At 70.0% G+C, this 21,710-nt stretch carries 16 protein-coding genes and 1 pseudogene; 7 read left to right on the top strand and 10 right to left on the bottom strand.

What is annotated here, in order from left to right; genetic code table 11:
- Positions 1–21 precede the first annotated feature (21 nt).
- The 3 genes from ACFVJQ_RS14790 to ACFVJQ_RS14780 are packed head-to-tail and all read right to left on the bottom strand — an operon-like array spanning position 22 to position 3,124.
- Positions 22–1,776 (bottom strand): NAD+ synthase, encoded by a 1,755-nt coding sequence (locus tag ACFVJQ_RS14790; protein ID WP_385511882.1) that lies wholly within the window; start codon positions 1,774–1,776, stop codon positions 22–24.
- Between the two features lie 59 nt (positions 1,777–1,835).
- Positions 1,836–2,462: a DUF305 domain-containing protein gene (locus ACFVJQ_RS14785; protein ID WP_385511880.1), complete on the bottom strand. Its 627-nt coding sequence runs from the start codon at positions 2,460–2,462 to the stop codon at positions 1,836–1,838.
- On the bottom strand, positions 2,459–3,124 hold the full coding sequence (locus ACFVJQ_RS14780; protein ID WP_385511879.1) for a DUF3105 domain-containing protein: 666 nt from the start codon (positions 3,122–3,124) through the stop codon (positions 2,459–2,461). Before ACFVJQ_RS14780 ends, ACFVJQ_RS14785 begins: the two co-directional genes overlap by 4 nt.
- Positions 3,125–3,456: 332 nt before the next feature.
- Here ACFVJQ_RS14780 and glnA point away from each other — a divergent pair, with 332 nt between their 5' ends.
- Positions 3,457–4,818: a type I glutamate--ammonia ligase gene (gene glnA, locus ACFVJQ_RS14775; protein ID WP_385511877.1), complete on the top strand. Its 1,362-nt coding sequence runs from the start codon at positions 3,457–3,459 to the stop codon at positions 4,816–4,818.
- A gap of 99 nt (positions 4,819–4,917) precedes the next feature.
- On the opposite strand, the pseudogene ACFVJQ_RS14770 reads toward glnA, so the two are convergent.
- The 3 genes and pseudogenes from ACFVJQ_RS14770 to ACFVJQ_RS14760 all read right to left on the bottom strand — a co-directional run bounded on the left by ACFVJQ_RS14770 (position 4,918) and on the right by ACFVJQ_RS14760 (position 8,151).
- Positions 4,918–7,049 (bottom strand): annotated as a pseudogene (locus tag ACFVJQ_RS14770) (SpoIIE family protein phosphatase).
- 134 nt (positions 7,050–7,183) lie between these two features.
- Positions 7,184–7,627 (bottom strand): VOC family protein, encoded by a 444-nt coding sequence (locus tag ACFVJQ_RS14765; RefSeq protein ID WP_385511850.1) that lies wholly within the window; start codon positions 7,625–7,627, stop codon positions 7,184–7,186.
- Positions 7,606–8,151, bottom strand: coding sequence for a pyridoxamine 5'-phosphate oxidase family protein (locus ACFVJQ_RS14760; RefSeq protein WP_385511849.1), 546 nt, complete (start codon positions 8,149–8,151; stop codon positions 7,606–7,608). The genes ACFVJQ_RS14765 and ACFVJQ_RS14760 overlap by 22 nt, the downstream gene beginning before the upstream one ends.
- 124 nt (positions 8,152–8,275) lie before the next feature.
- Between ACFVJQ_RS14760 and ACFVJQ_RS14755 the strand changes: the two genes are divergently transcribed.
- Positions 8,276–11,269 (top strand): bifunctional [glutamine synthetase] adenylyltransferase/[glutamine synthetase]-adenylyl-L-tyrosine phosphorylase, encoded by a 2,994-nt coding sequence (locus tag ACFVJQ_RS14755; RefSeq protein ID WP_385511848.1) that lies wholly within the window; start codon positions 8,276–8,278, stop codon positions 11,267–11,269.
- On the opposite strand, the gene ACFVJQ_RS14750 is transcribed toward ACFVJQ_RS14755, so the two are convergent.
- Positions 11,257–12,237, bottom strand: coding sequence for a phosphatase PAP2 family protein (locus tag ACFVJQ_RS14750; protein WP_385783893.1), 981 nt, complete (start codon positions 12,235–12,237; stop codon positions 11,257–11,259). The genes ACFVJQ_RS14755 and ACFVJQ_RS14750 overlap by 13 nt on opposite strands.
- A 131-nt stretch (positions 12,238–12,368) precedes the next feature.
- On the bottom strand, positions 12,369–13,403 hold the full coding sequence (locus tag ACFVJQ_RS14745) for a LacI family DNA-binding transcriptional regulator (protein ID WP_224734838.1): 1,035 nt from the start codon (positions 13,401–13,403) through the stop codon (positions 12,369–12,371).
- Positions 13,404–13,783: 380 nt separating this feature from the next.
- On the opposite strand from ACFVJQ_RS14745, the gene ACFVJQ_RS14740 reads away from it, so the two are divergent.
- The 5 genes from ACFVJQ_RS14740 to ACFVJQ_RS14720 all read left to right on the top strand — a co-directional run bounded on the left by ACFVJQ_RS14740 (position 13,784) and on the right by ACFVJQ_RS14720 (position 20,436).
- A complete protein-coding gene (locus ACFVJQ_RS14740) occupies positions 13,784–15,052 on the top strand; it encodes an extracellular solute-binding protein (protein WP_385511844.1) in 1,269 nt (422 codons plus the stop codon).
- A gap of 109 nt (positions 15,053–15,161) precedes the next feature.
- A complete protein-coding gene (locus tag ACFVJQ_RS14735; protein WP_224734836.1) occupies positions 15,162–16,166 on the top strand; it encodes a carbohydrate ABC transporter permease in 1,005 nt (334 codons plus the stop codon).
- Between the two features lie 13 nt (positions 16,167–16,179).
- The gene (locus tag ACFVJQ_RS14730) at positions 16,180–17,088 is read left to right on the top strand and encodes a sugar ABC transporter permease (RefSeq protein ID WP_385783888.1); all 909 of its coding nucleotides are present in this window, start codon (positions 16,180–16,182) and stop codon (positions 17,086–17,088) included.
- A 140-nt stretch (positions 17,089–17,228) separates the two neighbouring features.
- A complete protein-coding gene (locus ACFVJQ_RS14725; RefSeq protein ID WP_385783885.1) occupies positions 17,229–18,893 on the top strand; it encodes a glycoside hydrolase family 13 protein in 1,665 nt (554 codons plus the stop codon).
- A gap of 160 nt (positions 18,894–19,053) precedes the next feature.
- Positions 19,054–20,436 (top strand): alpha-amylase family protein, encoded by a 1,383-nt coding sequence (locus ACFVJQ_RS14720; RefSeq protein WP_385783882.1) that lies wholly within the window; start codon positions 19,054–19,056, stop codon positions 20,434–20,436.
- Positions 20,437–20,504: 68 nt separating this feature from the next.
- On the opposite strand, the gene ACFVJQ_RS14715 is transcribed toward ACFVJQ_RS14720, so the two are convergent.
- The gene (locus tag ACFVJQ_RS14715; RefSeq protein ID WP_385783879.1) at positions 20,505–21,047 is read right to left on the bottom strand and encodes a TetR/AcrR family transcriptional regulator; all 543 of its coding nucleotides are present in this window, start codon (positions 21,045–21,047) and stop codon (positions 20,505–20,507) included.
- A 13-nt stretch (positions 21,048–21,060) separates the two neighbouring features.
- Positions 21,061–21,642, bottom strand: a complete 582-nt coding sequence (locus tag ACFVJQ_RS14710) for a sugar O-acetyltransferase (RefSeq protein WP_385783876.1) — start codon at positions 21,640–21,642, stop codon at positions 21,061–21,063.
- Positions 21,643–21,710: the final 68 nt, after the last annotated feature.

Raw genomic sequence — 21,710 nt, 5'->3', positions numbered from 1 at the left:
CGCAGCTGCGTAGGTGCGCAGCTACGCCGTCTCCCGCCACCCGTTGGTGATCGGGAGGCGGCGGTCCTTGCCGAAGCCCTTCGGGGAGATCTTTGTGCCCGGTGGGTACTGGCGGCGCTTGTACTCGGCGGTGTCGACCATGCGCAGGGTCTTGGTGACCAGTGCGGGGTCGAAGCCGGCGGCGACGATCGTGTCGGCGCCCTCGTCCCGGTCCACGTACCGCTCGAGAATCGCGTCCAGGACGGGGTAGTCCGGCAGGGAGTCGGTGTCGACCTGGCCCGGCCGCAGCTCCGCGCTCGGCGGCTTGGTGATGGAGGCCTCCGGGATGGGCGGGGTCTGGCCCCGCTCCTCGGCCGCCTTGTTGCGCCACTTGGCCAGACGGAAGACCGACGTCTTGTAGACGTCCTTGATGGGGCCGTACGCGCCCACCGCGTCGCCGTACAGGGTCGAGTAGCCGACCGCGAGCTCCGACTTGTTGCCGGGGGCCAGAACGATGTGGCCCTCCTGGTTCGAGATCGCCATCAGCGTCGTGCCGCGCAACCGCGCCTGGAGGTTCTCCTCCGCGAGGCCGGTCAGGCCCAGCGACCCCATGTACGCGTCGAACATCGGCTCGATCGGGACGGTCCGGAAGTTCAGACCCGTACGCCGAGCCAGCTCCGCCGCGTCGCCCTTGGAGTGGTCCGAGGAGTACTTCGACGGCATGGACACGCCGTACACGTGCTGCGCGCCGACCGCGTCGCACGCGATCGCCGCGACCAGCGCCGAGTCGATGCCGCCGGACAGGCCGATCAGGACCGACGTGAAGCCGTTCTTCGCGACATACGCACGCAGGCCCACCACCAGCGCCGAGTACACCTCCTCGTCGTCGTCGAGGCGCTCGGCGTATCCGCCCGTCTGCGTCGGCTCGTACGCCGGCAGGGGCTCCTCGGACAGCACCAGGCGGTCGATGCGCAGCCCGTCGTCCACCACGCCCGTCGGGGCGTCGGGGGAGGCCGCGGGCAGGTCCAGGTCGAGCACCACGCAGCCCTCGGCGAACTGCGGCGCCCGCGCCACGACCTCCCCGTCCCGGTCCACGACGATCGAGTCGCCGTCGAAGACCAGCTCGTCCTGCCCGCCGATCATGGCGAGGTAGGCGGTGGTGCAGCCGGCCTCCTGGGCGCGCTTGCGCACCAGCTCGAGGCGGGTGTCGTCCTTGTCACGCTCGTACGGCGAGGCGTTGATGGACAGCAGCAGCCCGGCCCGGGCGGACCGTGCCGCCGGCACCCGGCCGCCGTCCTGCCACAGGTCCTCACAGATGGCCAGCGCCACGTCGACGCCGCGCACCCGCACGACCGGCATGGTGTCGCCGGGCACGAAGTACCGGAACTCGTCGAAGACGCCGTAGTTCGGCAGGTGGTGCTTGGCGTAGGTGAGCGCCACCTCGCCGCCGTACAGCACCGCCCCCGCGTTCTGCGGGGCGCCGGCCGGCTGGCCGTACTTCGGCTGGGCGGTCTCGCTGCGGTCGAGATAGCCGACGATCACCGGCAGCTCCCCGAAACCCTCCTCGGCGAGCCGGGCGGCGAGCGAGCGCAGGGCCGCGCGGGACGCCTCGACGAAGGAGGAACGCAGGGCCAGGTCCTCGACGGGATACCCGGTCAGCGCCATCTCCGGGAACGCCACGAGATGCGCTCCCCGCTCGGCGGAGTGCCGGGTCCAGCGAAGGATCGTCTCCGTGTTCCCGGCGAGGTCGCCGACACGCGAGTCGATCTGGTTCAGGGCGAGACGTAGTTGAGGCACGGGCCCAGTGTAATCGTCAGAGCGACGCGATGGGGTGGTGGCCGGTGTGGGCCACGGCACTACGGCCGCGGCTTCGCGCCCCGCTCCTTCAGCAGGTCCGCCATGAGCCGGATCTCCGACTCCTGGGCGTCGACCATCCCCTGCGCCAGCCGTTTCTCCACCCCGACCGTGCACTTGTCGACACAGCTCTCCGCCATATGGATACCGCCCTGGTGATGGTCCGTCATGAGCTGGAGGAAGAAGACCTCGGCCTGCCGTCCGTCGAGCTGCCCCAGCCGCTTCATCTCGGTGTTGGTGGCCATCCCCGGCATCAGCGCCCCGTCCTCGCCGGACGCCATGCCGCTCATGCCCATCCAGGCCATCGGCTGCGCCGACACCTTCGGCAGCCCCCACAGGTCCAGCCAGCCCAGCAGCATGCCGCGCTGGTTGGCCTGCGTCTGCGCGATGTCGTACGCCAGCAGCCGCACCTCCTCGTCGTCGGTGCGGTCGCGCACGATGTACGACATCTCCACGGCCTGCTGGTGGTGCACCGCCATGTCGCGCGCGAAGCCGGCGTCCGCGGAGTCGGCGGCCGGCACGGCGGTGTCCGAGCCGCCGTCCCCGGCGACCGCGTACGTGATCCCGCCGACCGCGACGAGCAGCGCCGCCGCGGCCCCCGCGATCCGGCCGGCCCGCGCACGCCTCACTTCGACAGCCCGCCCGTGCAGGCGGCCCCCGGCTCGGGAGTCTGCTCACCCTGGACGTACTTCGCGAGGAACTTGTCGACGTTCGGGTCGTCCGCGCCGGTCACCGTCCGCTGGTGGCCCCACGCCGTCAGCATGATCGGGTCCTTCTGCTTCTCGTCCGGGCTCATCAGCGTGTACGGCGTCTTCTTCACCTTCGCCGCCAGCGCGTCCACGTCGTCCTTGGAGGCCTTGCTCGTGTACGTCACCCAGACCGCGCCGTGCTCCAGCGAGTGCACGGCGTTCACGTTGGGGATCTCCTCGGTGTAGACGTCGCCGTTGCAGTTCATCCACACCTGGTGGTGGTCGCCGCCGACCGGGGGCTCCACCGGGTACGACACGGTCTTGGTGACGTGGTTGCGGGCCAGGTCGCCCTCCCACGTCTTCACGCCGTCCGCGCCCGTGACGAACTTGCCGGTGGTCTTCGAGTCGCTCGCCGCCTCGTCGGAGTCGTCGGACTGCGACTGGACCAGGACCACGCCACCGACGACGAGACCGGCGACGACCACCACACTCGCCGCGATCGTGAGGATCCGGTTGCGCCGCTCACGGGCACGCTCCGCGCGCCGCATCTCCTCTATGCGCGCCGCGCGCGCCGAACTGCTCTTGTTCTTGGCGGAACCCATGAGGCCGGCCCTTCTGGGGAACGGGAGGAAGTCGGGTGGGCTGATCGTAATGGGGGAGGTGGGCCGGGCCGTAGGGAGGGCACAGGAACGGACCGGGAACGGCCCGATCCCGGTGGCCTCCGGACGGGCATTACGGATGTCGGTGCGAGCAGGCAAGATGGGCAGCACAGCCGTACACCTGCCGTACGCGAGGCGTTCAGGCCAGGGTCGGCCGGGCGATCAAGGTCCGCAACGCGCATGAAATGGTGTTGTGGTGGGATGCTCAGGTGCCCGACCGCCTCCCGTGGTGCGGGAGACAGGCGGCCTGACCAGCAAGGATGGGGAAGCGGAAGATGGACAAGCAGCAGGAGTTCGTGCTCCGGACGTTGGAGGAGCGCGACATCCGGTTCGTACGCCTGTGGTTCACGGACGTGCTGGGTTTCCTCAAGTCCGTGGCCGTGGCCCCGGCCGAACTGGAGCAGGCCTTCGACGAGGGCATCGGCTTCGACGGCTCCGCCATCGAGGGCTTCGCCCGGGTGTACGAGTCCGACATGATCGCCAAGCCCGATCCGTCGACGTTCCAGATCCTGCCGTGGCGCGCGGAGACCCCGGGCACGGCCCGGATGTTCTGCGACATCCTCATGCCGGACGGCTCCCCCTCCTTCGCCGACCCGCGCTACGTCCTCAAGCGCGCCCTCGCCCGCGCCTCCGACCTCGGCTTCACCTTCTACACCCACCCGGAGATCGAGTTCTTCCTGCTGAAGAACAAGCCGGTCGACGGCTCGGTGCCCACCCCCGCCGACAACTCCGGCTACTTCGACCACACCCCGACCAACGTCGGCATGGACTTCCGCCGCCAGGCGATCACCATGCTGGAGTCGATGGGCATCTCCGTCGAGTTCTCCCACCACGAGGGCGCGCCGGGCCAGCAGGAGATCGACCTCCGGTACGCGGACGCGCTGTCCACCGCGGACAACGTCATGACGTTCCGCCTGGTCATGAAGCAGGTGGCGCTTGAGCAGAACCTGCAGGCGACCTTCATGCCGAAACCGTTCTCCGAGCACCCGGGCTCCGGTATGCACACGCACCTGTCGCTGTTCGAGGGCGACCGGAACGCGTTCTACGAGTCCGGCGCCGAGTACCAGCTGTCCAAGGTCGGCCGTTCCTTCATCGCGGGCCTGCTGCGGCACGCGGCGGAGATCTCGGCGGTCACCAACCAGTGGGTGAACTCCTACAAGCGCATCTGGGGCGGCTCCGAGCGCACGGCCGGCGCGGGCGGTGAGGCGCCGTCGTACATCTGCTGGGGGCACAACAACCGGTCGGCGCTGGTGCGGGTGCCGATGTACAAGCCGGGGAAGACCGGGTCCGCGCGGGTCGAGGTGCGGTCGCTGGACTCCGGCGCGAATCCGTACCTGGCGTACGCCGTGCTCCTCGCCGCCGGTCTCAAGGGCATCGAGGAGGGCTACGAACTGCCGCCGGGCGCCGAGGACGACGTGTGGGCGCTGTCCGATGCGGAGCGCCGGGCGATGGGGATCGAGCCGCTGCCGCAGAACCTGGGGGAGGCGCTCGGCCTCATGGAGCGCAGCGATCTGGTCGCCGAGACGCTGGGCGAGCACGTCTTCGACTTCTTCCTGCGCAACAAGCGGCAGGAGTGGTACGAGTACCGCTCCGAGGTGACGGCGTTCGAGCTGCGGAAGAATCTGCCGGTGCTGTAAGCGCAGGTCAGCGCGGGTATCCCGCTTGCACGGCAGCCAGGGCCGACGGTCTCGAACCGTCGGCCCTGAGTCGTCTCACTGGCCCTGGGCCGTCTCGTGTCAGCCGCCGTCCTGGTGCGGATGGATGAGGAGCAGGGCGATGTCGTCGCCGTGGGATGCCGACCGCTGGGCGTGGTGGACGAGGGTCTCGGCGAGGGCGTCCATGCTCTGCCCCCGGGACTGGGCGAGCTGGTCGGCGAGGCCGGCGATGGCCTCGCCGAGGTCGGTGCCGGGGGTTTCGACGAGGCCGTCGGTGTACAGGGCGAGCACGGCACCGGGTGGCAGGGGGATCTCGGTCGCCGGGTAGTCGGCGGCCGGATCGATGCCCAGCAGGAGTCCGGGCGGCAGGTCGAGGACCTCGGTGTGCCCGTCGGGGTAGCGCAGCAGCGGCGGGGGGTGGCCGGCGGTGGCCAGGTGGGCGCGGTGGCGCGCCAGGTCGAGATGGGCGTAGAGGCAGCTGGTGAACAGGCCGGGGTCCAGGTCGGTGAGCAGGCGGTTGGTGCGGGCCAGGACCTCGCCGGGGGTGCGCCGGCGGTGGCGTGGACGGCGGTGCGGACCTGCCCCATGAGGGCGGCGGCGTTCACGTTGTGGCCTTGGACGTCGCCGATGGCCGCGGCGGCGGTTGCCTCGTCGAGGCAAATGAAGTCGTAGAAGTCGCCGCCGATGTCGATGCCGCGGGCGGTGGGGAGGTAGCGGGCGGCCACGTCCAGGCCGGGGATGCGGGGGAGGGCCTGGGGCAGCAGGGCGGTCTGCAAGCTGTGGGCGAGCTGGTGTTTGGCGTCGTAGAGGCGGGCCCGGTCCAGAGCCTGGGCGACCAGTCCGGCGGTGGAGGTGAGGATGGCCCGTTCCTCCGGGGCGAAGGGATGGGGCCGGGCGTAGGCGAGTACCAGCGAACCGACGGGGCGGCCGGAGGTGATCAGGGGCAGAAAGGCCCAGGCGCCCATCTCGTCCTGCCGGACGGCGGGGGGATAGGCGCGTTTGAGGTCCTCGAAGGTGGCGAAGAAGCTGGGGATGCCGGTGGTCAGGACGTGCACGGCGGGGGTGTCCGAGGTCAGGGGGAGGGCGTCGAAGCGGTCCATGAGCTCGGCGGCGTAGCCGCGGTAGCCGATGATCCGCAGCCGGTCCTCCTGCGTCGTCATCAGGGCAAGGGCCTGGGCGCCGAAGGCGGGCAGGAGCTGGTCGGCGACCCGGTCGACCACGTCCCGCACCCCGACGGCCTCGGTGAGCGTGGCCGCCAGGTGCAGCAGGTGGTAGAGCGTGGCCGTCCGGCCCGGCGTGGCGGGGGGAGCGGGGTGCAGCACCCCTGAAACGTCCGGATCATGGGCCGTGGCGGTGGGGATGATGCGGACGCTGATGCCGGACGGGTCCGGGTAGAGGCGGAAGGACAGCCAGTGGTCCGGTGGGCGCAGGGCGGTGAAGGAGGTGGGCTGGCGGCTGAAGACTGCGGCCCGGTAGCGGTCTTCGACGACCGGGTCGTCCAGCCACGGCAGGGCCTCCCAGGGCCGGGCGCCCAACAGGCCGGGGACGTCGGCTCCGAGGAGGTCGGCGGCGGCGCGGGTGAGGAAGGTGATCCGGCCCCCCGGGTTCAGCGTGCAGCAGCCTCCGGGCAGGCGCTCGGCGAAGTCGGCTGCGGCCGTCTCCTGGACCGGCTTGGGGCGGGAGTGCAGCGGGGGGACCACTCGCGGCTCGGGCTCGGGCAGCACCGGGTGGTCACCGTCGGCGGCCTGCTGCAGGAGCAGGCCCAGGCGGTGGCAGCAGGCAAGGAGCGCATCGCGCTCCTGCGAGGGCAGCTGCGGCGGGTGCGAGCCGGGCCACCGCAGCACCAGGCCGCCCCAGACGGTGGTGTCGGTGGTGATCGGTGCGGCGGCCACCGCCAGGTGATAGGGCAGCACGAGCGCGGACTGCGGGTAGCGGCGCGCCAGCTCTTCCTGGCTGCCGAGCCACACCAGGCGCCGCTCGCGCACCGCGTCGGCCACCGGGACCGGGGCGGTGAGCCGCACCTGCGCCCACGGGGCGATGAGCTCCGGTGAGTCCCCGCTGAGCACCGCCAGCCGCAGCACCCGCTCGCCCGGCGGCAGCAGATACACAAAGCCCGCGGACGCGCCGGTCTCCGACACGACCCGGGCCAGAGCGAGGTCCACCAGCTCCGGGCCGAAGCTCGCGGCAGCGACGAAGCCGGCAGGGTCCTGCACGCTCTCACCATCCTCCGGGCCGTACCGACCGCTTCTGCGACGGCGCACCGCACCGGCCGCACCGAGTACCACCCATATGCGGACAATATGCCCGCCACGTAGGAGCGACACCCCGGCGAGAAGGTGCCCTGACCCTACTGCCGCTTCAACTCCGCCAGCACCTGGTGCAGCGGCTCCGTAGCCCTGCGGCGGTACTCCTGGATCGACCAGCCGTTGCCGTCGGGGTCCTTGAAGTACATGAACGTCGCGCCGTCGTCGGGGGAGTACTGGACCGGCTCGGAGATCTCCAGGCCCCGTTCGACCAGTTCCGCGCGGGCCGCCTTGATGTCGGCGACACAGAGCTGGAGGCCCTGGTAGGAGCCGGGCTCGGGCTTGGTCTCGCCCTTGGTCAGGTCCCAGATGCTGTCGCCGAGGGCGATCGAACAGCCCGAGCCCGGAGGCGTCAGCTGGACGATGCGCATGCCCGGCATGACCTCCTGGTCGATGTCGACGTGGAAGCCGACCTTGTCCCGGTAGAAGTCGCGGGCCCGGTCGATGTCGCTCACGGGCAGCGGGATCACTTCGAGTGTGAAGTCCATGGCTGGTCCTCCAAAGGGAATCGCCAACGGGTCTGGCTGAACGGCTCGTCCTTACCGAAGCCGAAAACCGTCCGCGGCGCCACCGAGTAGACGTAAGCGTGTCCCGCACTGTGCCGGAAGCAGCCGTCCGCCACGTCGAAGTGCCAGACACTGCCGTACTTCGCCTCCCACGCGGCGGCCAGTTCGCGCAGCCGGGCGTCGTCGGTGATCCGTACCGCCTCGCCCTCGACCACCAGGTCGTACCCCTTGTTCCAGGTGTTGGTGCCGGTGGTGAGCACGACGTGCGGGTTCGCGGCGAGGTTCTGCGCCTTGCGCTCCTCGGGGCCGGTGCAGAAGTGCAGCCGGCCGTCCGACCAGACGGCGAGCAGGGGGGTCACATGCGGCCGTCCGTCGGGGCGTACCGTCGAGATCCAGAACAGCTCGGATCCGGCGAGCAGCGCCTCGGCGTCCGGCCAGGAGGTCGCGGTGGCCGACTCGTCGCTGTAGCGCTGGTCGAGACGGGTCTGTGGTTGCTTGACGATCATGAGCTGCCTCCTGAAGGTCCTCGACAGGGCAGACCCCCTACGCCCACAGAACTCATCGGAGCCCGACGCGGGCAGTCCGGTTAGGCTCAGCTCGTGGCACGTTGATCCGAACGGGAGGGCGAGGATGACGCCGGGGCGCAGAAGCAGTACCTTCACGCGGCTGCTGCGGCACGGCTTCACCGATCCCGCCGCCGCCGAGCGGCTCCTGTCCGGCGTGGAGCTCACGGGCCTGCGCGACGACCCGGTGCTGCTGGAGGCACTGGGCGCCACCGCCGACCCGGACCTGGCCCTGCACGGTCTGGTACGCCTGCTGGAGGCCCAGCCCGCCCCCACCGCACGCCGTGAACTGCTCGACACCCTGACCGCGTCCAAGCCGCTGCGCGACCGTCTCCTCGGTGTGCTCGGCGCCTCGGCCGCCCTCGCCGACCACCTCGCCCGGCACGCCGGCGACTGGCAGGCCCTCGTCACCTACGAGCCGCGGGACCTGCACCCCGGAGTGACGGAGTTCGAGCGGGGCCTGGCCGAGGCCACCGACCCGGTCACACTGCGCGTCGCCTACCGGCGCTGTCTGCTGTCCATCGCCGCGCGGGACGTGTGCGGCACGATCGACGTCGCCCAGACCGCGGCCGAGCTCGCCGACCTGGCCACCGCCACCCTGCGCGCCGCCCTCGGCATCGCCCGCGCCGCCGCGCCCGACGACGCCGTGCTGTGCCGGCTCGCCGTCATCGCGATGGGCAAGTGCGGCGGCCACGAGCTGAACTACGTCTCCGACGTCGACGTCATCTTCGTCGGCGAGGCCGCCGAAGGAGCCGACGAGGGCAAGGCGCTGCGCGCCGCGACCCGGCTCGCCTCGCACATGATGCGGATCTGCTCCGAGACCACCGTCGAGGGTTCCATCTGGCCCGTCGACGCCAATCTCCGCCCCGAGGGCCGCAACGGTCCGCTGGTCCGTACCCTCAGCAGCCACCTCGCCTACTACCAACGCTGGGCCAAGACCTGGGAGTTCCAGGCCCTGCTCAAGGCCCGCCCGGTCGCCGGTGACATCGAACTCGGCGAGGAGTACGTCGCCGCCCTCGAGCCGCTGGTGTGGCAGGCCGCCGAGCGCGAGAACTTCGTCGCCGACGTGCAGAAGATGCGTCGGAGGGTCGTCGAGAACATCCCCGTCGCCGAGGTCGAGCGCGAACTGAAGCTGGGCCCGGGCGGCCTGCGGGACGTCGAATTCGCCGTACAGCTGCTGCAGTTGGTGCACGGGCGGGCGGACGCCTCGCTCCGGAGCGGGACGACGCTGGCCGCGTTGCAGGCGCTGGCCGCGGGCGGGTACGTGGGTCGGGCGGACGCCGCGCAACTGGAGGACGCGTACCGGTTCCTGCGCTCCATGGAGCACCGCATCCAGCTCTACCGGCTGCGCCGCACCCACCTCGTCCCCGAGGACGAGGCCGACCAGCGGCGCCTCGGCCGCTCCCTCGGCCTGCGCACGGACCCGGTCGGCGAGCTGAACCGGGAGTGGAAGCGGCACGCCGCCGTCGTGCGACGCCTGCACGAGAAGATCTTCTACCGGCCACTGCTCGACGCGGTCGCCCAACTCGCCCCCGGCGAGGCCCGGTTGAGTCCTGAGGCGGCTCGCGAGCGGCTGGTCGCGCTGGGCTACGCCGACCCGGCCGCGGCCCTGCGCCACCTGGAGGCGCTGGCCTCCGGCGTCAGCCGCAAGGCCGCGATCCAGCGCACCCTGCTGCCCGTGCTGCTCGGCTGGTTCGCGGACTCCGCCGACCCGGACGCCGGTCTACTCAACTTCCGCAAGGTGTCTGACGCGTTGGGCAAGACGCCGTGGTACCTGCGGCTGCTGCGGGACGAGGGCGCGGCGGCGGAGAACCTCGCCCGGGTGCTGTCCGCCGGCCGGCTCGCCCCCGACCTGCTGATGCGGGCGCCGGAGGCCGTGGCGCTGCTCGGCGACGGCGACGGCGGGGGACTTCAGCCCCGGTCGCGGGCCCACCTGGAGCAGGAGATCCTCGCGGCCGTCGGCCGGGCCGAGGGCGGTGAGCAGGCGGTCACCGCGGCCCGTGGGGTACGACGCCGGGAGCTGTTCCGCATCGCCGCCGCCGACATCGTCGGCTCCTACGGCACCGAGGCCCAGCCGGTCGAGGCCGACCAGGGGGCGCTGGTGGACCGGGTCGGCGGTGCGGTGTCCGACCTGACGGCGGCGACGCTGGCCGGGACGCTGCGGGCCGTGGTCCGGGAGGGCTGGGGCGACACCCTGCCGACCCGGTTCGCGGTGATCGGCATGGGCCGGTTCGGCGGGCACGAGCTGGGCTACGGCTCCGACGCGGACGTGCTGTTCGTGCACGAGCCGCAGGACGGGGTCGACGAACGGGAGGCAGCCGAGGCCGCGGGCCGGGTCGTCGCCGAGATGCGCCGCCTGCTGCAGATCCCGAGCTCCGATCCGCCGCTGCTGATCGACGCGGACCTGCGGCCCGAGGGCAAGTCGGGACCGCTGGTGCGGACGCTGAAGTCGTACGAGGCGTACTACCGCCGCTGGTCCCTGGTCTGGGAGTCGCAGGCGCTGCTGCGGGCCGAACCGGTGGCCGGCGACGAGGACCTGGGGCGCCGGTTCATCGAGCTGATCGATCCGCTGCGGTATCCGGAGCAGGGGCTGTCGGAGGAGGCCGTACGGGAGATCCGGCGGCTCAAGGCGCGGATGGAGTCGGAACGGCTGCCCCGGGGCGCCGACCCCAAGCTGCACACCAAGATCGGGCCGGGCGGGCTGTCCGACGTGGAGTGGAGCGTGCAGTTGCTGCAGATGCGGCACGGGTGGCAGGAAGCCGGGCTGCGCACGACCCGCACCCGCCAGGCTCTGGCAGCCGCGCGCGAGGCCGGGCTGGTGTCCGCCGAGGACGCGGCGATCCTCGACGAGGCGTGGGTGCTGGCCACCCGGGTGCGCAACGCCGTGATGCTGGTCCGCGGACGCGCCGGGGACACCTTCCCCTCGGACCCCCGTGAACGGGCCGCGGTCGGCCGCTACCTCGGGTACGGGCCCGGCCACGTGGGCGACATGCTGGACGCGTACCGGCGTACGGCACGCAGGGCGCGGGGCGTGGTGGAGGAGCTGTTCTACGGGGCGTGAGCCCGGGTGCGGGGGCCGGGCACCTCTTGCGGCCGGGAGCCACCCGGGCCCGCCGGCCGGGAGTCGTCCGGACCCGCCGACCGGGCAACACCCGGACCCGCCGACCGCGAATCGTCCGGGCCCGCCCGCCGCGAGTCACCCGACCCCCTCGCGACCCGGCGCGGCAGCGCGTACGGCCATGATCCGTACCACACCCACGCCAGCGCGTAGCCGAAGCCGAGGCACAGGATGCCGCCGACGGCGTCGAGCCAGAAGTGGTTGGCGGTGGCGACGATCACCACCAGGGTGGCCGCCGGGTACAGCAGCCCCAGCACCCGCACCCACGGAACCGTCGCCAGCGCGAAGATCGTCAGCCCGCTCCACACGGACCAGCCGATGTGCATGGACGGCATCGCGGCGTACTGGTTGGACATGTTCTTCAGGTCGCCGGAGGCCATCGAACCCCAGGTCTGATGGACCATGACGGTGTCGATGAAGTCGGCGCTGTTCATCAACCGTGGCGGCGCCAGCGGATACAGGTAGTAACCGACCAGGGCCACGCCCGTCGTCGCGAAGAGGACCAGCCGCGTCGCCGCGTAACGCCCGGGATGACTGCGGTACAGCCACACCAGCACGCCCAGCGTCACCACGAAGTGCAGCGTCGCGTAGTAGTAGTTCATGCTGACGATGAGCCAGGTCACCGAGTTGACGGCATGATTGACGGACTGCTCCACGGCGATACCGAGCTGTTGCTCGGCCTTCCAGATCCAGTCGGCGTTGCGCAGCGCTTCGGCCTTCTGCTCCGGGACCGCGTTGCGGATCAGCGAGTACGTCCAGTAACTCACCGCGATCAGCAGGATCTCGAACCACAGCCGGGGTCGGCGCGGTGCGCGCAGCCGGTGCAGGATTCCCCGCCCGGTTTCGTCCGCGACGGGATGCGGAAGGACTCTTTCCCGGCCTTCCGGTGTCGTCACGGTCGTGTCACCCATGGGCACAGAGTCTGCCAGAAAAGACTTCCGGCTCCGATCATCCCCTGGTCGGGTTCAGGACGCACGTTCTACGACGGGAAGAGGCAGGCGAATCGTACCCGTGCACTAGCGGTGGTCACCGGTTCTCCGCCTTACGGACGATTCCGGTCCCCAGGGGCCGAAGCGGTGGAACCGCGCACCACCAGCTCCGGCATGAACACGAACTCACTGTGCGGCGCCGGCGTCCCGCCGATCTCCTCCAGCAGCGTGCGCACCGCGGCCTGACCCATCGCCGGGACCGGCTTGCGGACCGTGGTCAGGGGCGGGTCGGTGAAGGCGATCAGGGGGGAGTCGTCGAAGCCCACGACCGAGATGTCCTTCGGGACGTCCAGGCCCTGCTGCCGGGCCGCCCGTATGGCACCGAGCGCCATCATGTCGCTGGCGCACACCACCGCCGTGCAGTCCCGGGCGATCAGGGCCGTGGCGGCCGCCTGACCGCCCTCGAGGGTGTACAGCGAGTGCTGGATGAGGTCCGACTCGACGGTCTGCGGACTCAGGCCCAGCTGGTCCTGCATCGCCCGGACAAAACCCTCGATCTTGCGCTGCACCGGAACGAAACGCTTCGGGCCGAGCGCCAGGCCGATCCGGGTGTGGCCCAGCGACGCCAGATGCGTGACGGCCAGGGTCATCGCGGCCCGGTCGTCGGGCGAGATGAACGGCGCCTGCACCTTGGGGGAGAAGCCGTCGACCAGCACGAACGGCACACCCTGGGCGCGCAGCTGCTCGTAGCGCTGCATGTCGGCGGTGGTGTCCGCATGGAGGCCGGAGACGTAGATGATGCCGGCGACGCCGCGGTCGACGAGCATCTCCGTGAGCTCGTCCTCGGTCGAGCCGCCGGGCGTCTGGGTGGCGAGGACGGGGGTGTAGCCCTGCCGGGTCAGTGCCTGGCCGATGACCTGCGCCAGGGCAGGGAATATCGGGTTCTCCAGCTCCGGGGTGATCAGGCCGACCAGACCGGCGCTGCGCTGGCGCAGCCGTACCGGACGCTCGTAGCCGAGGACGTCCAGTGCGGCCAGCACGGACTGGCGGGTGGTGGCGGCGACGCCCGGCTTCCCGTTGAGGACGCGGCTGACGGTCGCTTCGCTCACCCCCGCCTGAGCAGCGATGTCGGCAAGCCGTGTGGTCACGGCACCGGACTGTACCGGTCGTATGTCGCCTTGCACACCAATCGGACGCCGGGTGCGGGCGGTTGACCGGCGCGCTGCGGGTTGCTGCGGCATGGCGTCCCTTCGTGAAACGGATGGCAAGAGCTTGCAGAGTCTTGCACAACACGGTCCGTGCCCGCTCAACCCCGCAGAACAACGGTCTCACGGCGATCGCCCACTGGTCACGCGCGGATAACTTCGGTGATGCCTTGCACTTTTTTTCTGCAAGGTCTTTCGCAACGCTTACATCGCTGTTACGTTCACGTCGCCCGGCGGCGGCAACGGCGCAGTCGGCAAGTCGACAGGGGCGGTAGACGGGACCGCACCCTGAGCACACGGGCTTACACCCTCAAGGAGAACTCATGCGGCGTGGCATAGCGGCCACCGCGCTGGTGGCGTCCCTCGCCCTCGCGGCGACGGCCTGCGGCGGAGACGACAGCGGCGACTCGGCCGACGGTCCGGTCACCATCACCTGGTGGGACACCTCCAACGCCACGAATGAGGCGCCGACGTACCAGGCCTTGGTCAAGGAGTTCGAGGCCGCCAACAAGGACATCAAGGTCAAGTACGTCAACGTGCCCTTCGACCAGGCGCAGAACAAGTTCGACACGGCCGCCGGCTCCAAGGGCGCCCCGGACGTGCTGCGCTCCGAGGTCGGCTGGACCCCCGCCTTCGCCAAGAAGGGCTTCTTCCTGCCGCTGGACGGCACCGAGGCCCTCGCCGAGGAGAGCAAGTTCCAGCCCAGCCTGATCGAGCAGGCCCAGTACGAGGGCAAGACCTACGGCGTCCCCTTCACCACGGACACCCTCGCGCTGGTCTACAACAAGGACCTCTTCGAGAAGGCCGGTGTCGAGGTCCCGAAGACCTGGGACGACCTGAAGAAGGCCGCCGCCACCATCAAGGACAAGACCGGCGTCGACGGCTACTGGGGCTCCACCCAGTCCTACTACGCCCAGTCCTTCCTCTACGGCGAGGGCACCGACACCGTCGACGCCGACGCCAAGAAGATCACCGTGACCTCGCCCGAGGCCAAGAAGGCGTACGGCACCTGGCTGGACCTCTTCGACGGCAAGGGCCTGCACAAGGCCGACACCACCGCCGACGCCTACGCCCACATCCAGGACGCGTTCGTCAACGGCAAGGTCGCCTCGATCATCCAGGGCCCCTGGGAGATCACCAACTTCTACAAGGGCTCCGCGTTCAAGGACAAGGAGAACCTCGGGATCGCCACCGTCCCGGCCGGCTCCACCGGCAAGGCGGGCGCCCCGACCGGCGGCCACAACCTCTCCGTCTACGCCGGCTCCGACGAGGCGCACCAGCAGGCCGCGCTGAAGTTCGTGAACTTCATGACCTCGGCGAAGGCCCAGGAGACCATCGCCCTGAAGAACAACACGCTCCCCACGCGTGACGACGCCTACACCGCAGAGGTCAAGGCCGACCCCGGCATCGCCGGCTACCAGGGCGTCCTGACCGCCGCCCAGCCGCGCCCCGCGCTGCCCGAGTACAGCTCGCTGTGGGGCCCGCTCGACGACGAGCTGCTCGCCGTCGCCGGAGGCAAGAAGTCCCTGGACGAGGGGCTCGGCAGCGCCGAGACCTCGATCGCCAAGCTGGTTCCGGACTTCAGCAAGTGACCCCGACCGGCCGTCGGATCCTCCTGACTCATGGGGGGAAGGATCCGGCGGCCGTCGGCCTGTGCGCCGTACCCCCTGATCTGCAGACCCTCACAAAGGTTGTCGAACCATGACAGTCGCCATCGATCGAGCGACCGGAAAGCGCCTCGGTGACCGCGGGCCCCGGCCCGGCCCGGTCCAGCGCCTGAGGCGCAGCTACCAGAAGTACTGGTACGCCTACGCGATGATCGCCCCCGTGGTCCTCGTGCTGGGCGTCCTCGTGCTGTATCCGCTGGCGTACGGCTTCTATCTGACCCTCACCGACGCCAACAGCCTCAACACGGCCCGCACGATCGGCGTCAACGAGATCGAGGCCACCTACAAGTTCATCGGCTTCGACAACTACGCCGACATCCTGTGGGGCGAGACCGCCTACGACCGTTTCTGGTCGCACTTCATCTGGACGATCGTGTGGACGGCCGCCTGTGTCGGCCTGCACTACACCATCGGTCTCGGCCTCGCCCTGCTGCTCAACCAGAAGCTGCGCGGCCGGACCTTCTACCGGCTGATCCTGGTTCTGCCCTGGGCCGTGCCCACCTTCGTCACCGTCTTCGGCTGGCGTTTCATGCTCGCAGACGGCGGCATCCTCAACTCCGGCCTCGAGGCCCTGCACCTGCCGACGCCGCAGTGGCTGGAGGACACCTTCTGGCAGCGGTTCGCCGCGATCATGGTCAACACCTGGTGCGGTGTGCCGTTCATGATGGTCTCGCTGCTCGGCGGGCTGCAGTCGATCGACTCCACGCTGTACGAGGCCGCCGAGATGGACGGCGCCAACGCCTGGCAGCGGTTCCGCTACGTCACCCTGCCGGGCCTGAGGTCGGTCAGCTCCACCGTCGTCCTGCTCGGCGTGATCTGGACCTTCAACCAGTTCGCCGTGATCTTCCTGCTCTTCGGCAACACTGCGCCGGACGCCCAGATTCTTGTCACCTGGGCGTATTACCTGGGCTTCGGACAGCAGCCGCGTGACTTCGCTCAGTCCGCCGCCTACGGCATCCTGCTGCTGGCCATCCTGATCGTCTTCACCTCCTTCTACCGCCGCTGGCTGAACCGCAATGAGCAGCAGCTCGCGATCTGAGGCAGGAGTCCCCATGAGCACCACGACCGTTCAGAAGTCCGCCACCGCGGACCAGGCCCCCGCCCCCGCCGCGCCCGGCGGGACGCGCCGGCGCGGAGAGCGCAGCCTTCTCGGGACCCTCACCTCGCACGGCATCCTGACCGTCGCGAGCCTGATCGCGCTGTTCCCGATCGCCTGGCTGGTCTTCCTGTCCCTCGGCCCGGACAAGGACGACTACCTCCACCCCGAGCGCATCTGGTCGAAGATGACCTTCGACAACTACTCCTACGTGCTCCAGGAGACGAACTTCTTCGACTGGCTGAAGAGCTCGCTGGTCGTCTCGCTCGGCACCACGTTCATCGGCGTCCTCATCGCCGCCACCACCGGCTACGCGGTCTCCCGCATGCGCTTCCCCGGGTACAAGAAGTTCATGTGGGCGCTGCTGGTCACCCAGATGTTCCCGGTGGCCGTCCTGATGGTGCCGATGTACCAGATCCTGTCGGAGCTCCAGCTCATCGACACCTACCTCGGCCTGATCCTCGTCTACTGCTCCACCGCCGTGCCGTACTGCGCCTGGCTGATGAAGGGCTACTTCGACACCATCCCCTTCGAGATAGACGAGGCCGGCCGCGTCGACGGACTGTCCCCCTTCGGCACCTTCCTGCGCCTGATCCTGCCGCTCGCCCGGCCGGGCCTCGCGGTGGCCGCCTTCTACAGCTTCATCACCGCCTTCGGTGAGGTCGCCTTCGCCACGACGTTCCTGCTGGACGACGAGAAGTACACCTTCGCCGTCGGTCTGCAGAGCTTCGTCAGCGAGCACGACGCCCAGCGCAACCTGATGGCCGCGACCGCGGTGCTGATCGCGATACCGGTGTCCGCGTTCTTCTACCTCGTACAGAAGAACCTGGTGACCGGCCTCACCGCCGGCGGCACCAAGGGCTGAGCCCGCTCCGACTCCCGCGCCCTGTCCGCGCGGGTGGCGGCCGCGGTGTCCATCCGACCCCGCCGGCACCGCGGCCGCCTCGTCACCCGCCGCCCACCCCGCACGCCAGATGACCCGACCTTCGTTACGTATAGGACGCCATGAGCCAGCACTCCGCCGACCCGGCCGAAACCTCCGCTGTCGCCACCGTCACCAAGCGCCGCGACTGGTGGCGCGACGCGGTGATCTACCAGGTCTATCCGCGCAGCTTCGCCGACAGCAACGGCGACGGCATGGGCGACCTGGACGGCGTACGATCCCGACTCCCGTACCTGCGTGACCTCGGCGTGGACGCCGTGTGGCTCAGCCCCTTCTACGCCTCGCCGCAGGCCGACGCCGGCTACGACGTCGCCGACTACCGGGCCGTCGACCCCATGTTCGGCTCGCTGCTCGACGCGGACGCGCTGATCCGCGACGCCCATGAGCTGGGCCTGCGGATCATCGTCGACCTCGTCCCGAACCACTCCTCCGACCAGCACGAATGGTTCAAGCGGGCGCTCCGGGAGGGCCCCGGCTCCCCGCTGCGCGACCGCTACCACTTCCGCCCCGGCAAGGGCAAGAACGGTGAACTCCCGCCCAACGACTGGGAGTCCATCTTCGGCGGTCCGGCGTGGACCCGTGTCCCGGACGGCGAGTGGTACCTGCACCTCTTCGCACCGGAGCAGCCCGACTTCAACTGGGAGCACCCGGCGGTCGGGGACGAGTTCCGCTCCATCCTGCGGTTCTGGCTCGACATGGGCGTGGACGGCTTCCGCATCGACGTCGCCCACGGCCTGGTCAAGGCCGAGGGCCTGCCGGATCTGGGCTCCCACGACCAGGTGAAGCTGCTGGGCAACGATGTCATGCCGTTCTTCGACCAGGACGGCGTGCACGCCATCTACCGCCAGTGGCGCACGATCCTCGACGAGTACGCGGGCGAGAGGATCTTCGTCGCCGAGGCCTGGACCCCCACCGTCGAGCGCACCGCCAACTACGTCCGCCCCGACGAACTGCACCAGGCCTTCAACTTCCAGTACCTGAGCACCGACTGGGACGCGAAGGAACTGCGCACCGTCATCGACCGCACCCTGGAGGCCATGCGCCCTGTCGGCGCCCCCGCCACCTGGGTCCTCTCCAACCACGACGTCACCCGGCACGCCACCCGCTTCGCCAACCCGCCCGGCCTCGGCACCCAGATCCGTACGGCCGGCGACCGCGAGCTGGGCCTGAAGCGGGCCCGGGCCGCCACCCTGCTGATGCTGGCGCTGCCCGGCTCGGCGTACATCTACCAGGGCGAGGAACTCGGCCTGCCGGACGTCGTCGACCTGCCCGACGAGGTGCGCCAGGACCCCGCGTACTTCCGCGGCGCGGGCCAGGACGGCTTCCGCGACGGCTGCCGGGTGCCGATCCCCTGGACGCGCACGGGATCGTCGTACGGCTTCGGCAGCGGTGGCAGCTGGCTGCCCCAGCCGGACGGGTGGGGCGAGCTGAGCGTCGAGGCCCAGCAGGGGGTGCCGGCTTCGACGCTGGAGCTGTACCGCACCGCGCTCGCCGTACGCCGTGCCCAGTCCGACCTCGGCGCGGGCGACTCGGTCGAGTGGCTGAAGGCGCCCGAGGGCGTCCTCGCCTTCCGGCGCGGGGAGTTCGTGTGCGTCGCGAACACCACCGACGAGTCGGTGACCGCTCCGGCGCACGGCCGGCTGCTGCTGGCCAGCGGTGAGGTGTCCGAGGCGGACGGCGAGGTGAAGGTGCCGGCCGACACGACGGTGTGGTGCACGACCGCCTGACGGCCGCGGCCGGGCCGGTCCTGACGGCCCGTCGCAAGATTTTTCATTGAAGTTCGTACGGCCCGCTGCCCTTTCGGGTGGCGGGCCTTTAACATCTGCGTCACCGCAAGATGGCTGAAAGATTTCAGCAAGAACCTTCAACGGTGAAGGAAACCCCCACATGGCACGCAGAACCCTCTCCGGGGCCGCCGCCCTCGCGGCCGCCGCCCTTGTCATGAACCCAACCTCCGCGCCCACCGCCCAGGCCGCCCCGCCCGGCACCAAGGACGTCACGGCCGTCCTCTTCGAGTGGAACTTCGCCTCGGTCGCCCGCGAGTGCACCAACACCCTCGGCCCCGCCGGCTACGGCTACGTCCAGGTCTCCCCGCCCGCCGAGCACATACAGGGCGCGCAGTGGTGGACGTCGTACCAGCCGGTGAGCTACAAGATCGCCGGTCGGCTGGGCGACCGTACGGCGTTCCAGAACATGGTCAACACCTGCCACGCGGCGGGTGTCAAGGTCGTCGTCGACACGGTCATCAACCACATGTCGGCGGGCAGCGGCACCGGCACCGGCGGCTCGTCGTACACGAAGTACAACTACCCCGGCCTGTACTCGTCGCCCGACTTCGACGACTGCACGAGCCAGATCAGCAACTACCAGGACCGCTGGAACGTCCAGCACTGCGAACTGGTCGGCCTCGCCGACCTGGACACGAACGAGTCGTACGTCCGCGGCGCCATCGCCGGCTACATGAACGACCTGCTCAGCCTCGGCGTCGACGGCTTCCGCATCGACGCGGCCAAGCACATGGACACGGCCGACCTGGCGAACATCAAGTCCCGCCTGAGCAACCCGTCGGTGTACTGGAAGCAGGAGGTCATCTACGGCAGCGGAGAAGCCGTCCAGCCGACGGAGTACACCGGCAACGGCGACGTGCAGGAGTTCCGGTACGCCTACGACCTCAAGCGCGTCTTCAACAACGAGAACCTCGCCTACCTGAAGAACTACGGCGAGGGCTGGGGCTACATGAGCAGCGGCGTCTCCGGCGTCTTCGTCGACAACCACGACACCGAGCGCAACAGCAGCACGCTGAACTACAAGGACGGCGCCAACTACACGCTGGCCAATGTCTTCATGCTGGCCTGGCCCTACGGCGCCCCCGACATCAACTCCGGCTACGAGTTCACCGACCACGACGCGGGCCCGCCCAACGGCGGCCAGGTCAACGCCTGCTGGCAGGACGGCTGGAAGTGCCAGCACAACTGGCCCGAGATCAAGTCCATGGTCGCCTTCCGCAACGCCACGCGTGGTGAGGCCGTGACCAACTGGTGGGACAACGGGGGCGACGCGATCGCGTTCGGCCGGGGGAGCAAGGGCTTCGTGGCCATCAACCACGAGTCGGGCTCGCTGACGCGCACGTACCAGACGTCCCTCCCGGCCGGGAGCTACTGCAACGTGCAGAACAACACGACGGTGACGGTGAACAGCTCCGGCCAGCTCACCGCGACGCTGGGCGCCAACACGGCGCTGGCGGTGTATGCGGGCAAGTCCAGCTGCTGACCTGATGCGCTCAAGGCCCGTGGGGTGCGGTGTCAGGTCCGCACCCCACGGGCTGCTGGGGGTGCCGTCTAGGTGGCGGTGATGCGGTCGACGGCCCGGCGCGTCAGTGTGCGGTCGTGGGGCGAGTCGGCCAGGGCGCGGTGCAGGGTCAGTCCCTCGATCAGCGCGTCCAGTTGGCGGGCCGTGTCCGCGTCGAAATGCTGTTCCAGCAGGTGGCGGCTGCGGTGCATCCACTCCTGGGTCAGCTGACGGTATTCCGGCCGGCGGGCGGCGAGGGTGTAGAGCTCGTGGGCGAGGACGAGATCGCGGCGAGGCCCTTCGGAAACCGTGTGGATGAGGTCGGTGACCGCTTCCCTGGCCTGCTCAGGGCTGTCTGCTCGGCTGAGGTGGTGCTCGAAGACGGCCACGATGTGGTCGGCGAAGCGTGTGAAGGCCTGACGCAGCAGGTCGTCGATGCCGGTGAAGTGGTAGGTCATCGACCCGAGGGGCACCTGGGCCCGGGTGGCGATCTTGCGGTGGGAGACGCCGGCGACCCCCTCTTCGGTGATCAGGTCGAGGGTGGCGGCGAGGATCCGTTCGCGCCGCTGTGGATCGGTGTGTCCGGTGGCCATGAGGGACGTGCGGTCAGAAGTTGCGGACAGGGCGGGCGGGGTTGCCGACGGCGACGACGTTGGCGGGTATGTCCCTGGTGACGACTGCGCCGGCGCCGATGACGGCGTTGTCGCCGATGGTCACTCCCGGGCACACGATGACCCCGCCGCCGAGCCAGACGTTGTCCCCGATGGTGATGGGGCGGGCGGCTTCGAGCTTGTCGCGCCGGGGTTCCGGCTCCACCGGGTGGGTGGGAGTCAGGAGCTGGACGTTCGGGCCGATCTGGCAGTCCTCGCCGATGGTGATCCGTGCGACGTCCAGGGCGGTCAGGTTGTAGTTGACGAAGGTGCGGGCCCCGATGGTGATGTTGCTGCCGTAATCGACGGACAGCGGCGGCCGTACGTCGACGCCCTCGCCCACCGACGCGAGCAGGTCGGCCAGGAAGGGCCTGGCCCCGTCGGCGTCCTCGATGTAGGCGGCCTGGTAGCGGGCTGCCAGCTGCATCGCGCGCTGCTGTCGCCGTGCGATCTCCGGGTCGTCGGCGATGTAGAGGTCGCCCGCGAGCATGCGCTCCAGGTTCGTGTGCGGGTCGTCAGCGAAGTAGTCCGTCTGCATGCGTACGATCGTACGCTCTGGAGCGTACGGACGTACACTTCAGCGTTGAAAATTCTTGCTCCGGGTTT

The organism is Streptomyces sp. NPDC127197, from assembly GCF_042672405.1.
Classification (GTDB): Bacteria; Actinomycetota; Actinomycetes; order Streptomycetales; family Streptomycetaceae; genus Streptomyces; species Streptomyces flavusporus.
The sequence above is the reverse complement of the archived record's forward strand: the minus strand, read 5'-3'. Positions and strand labels throughout refer to the sequence as shown.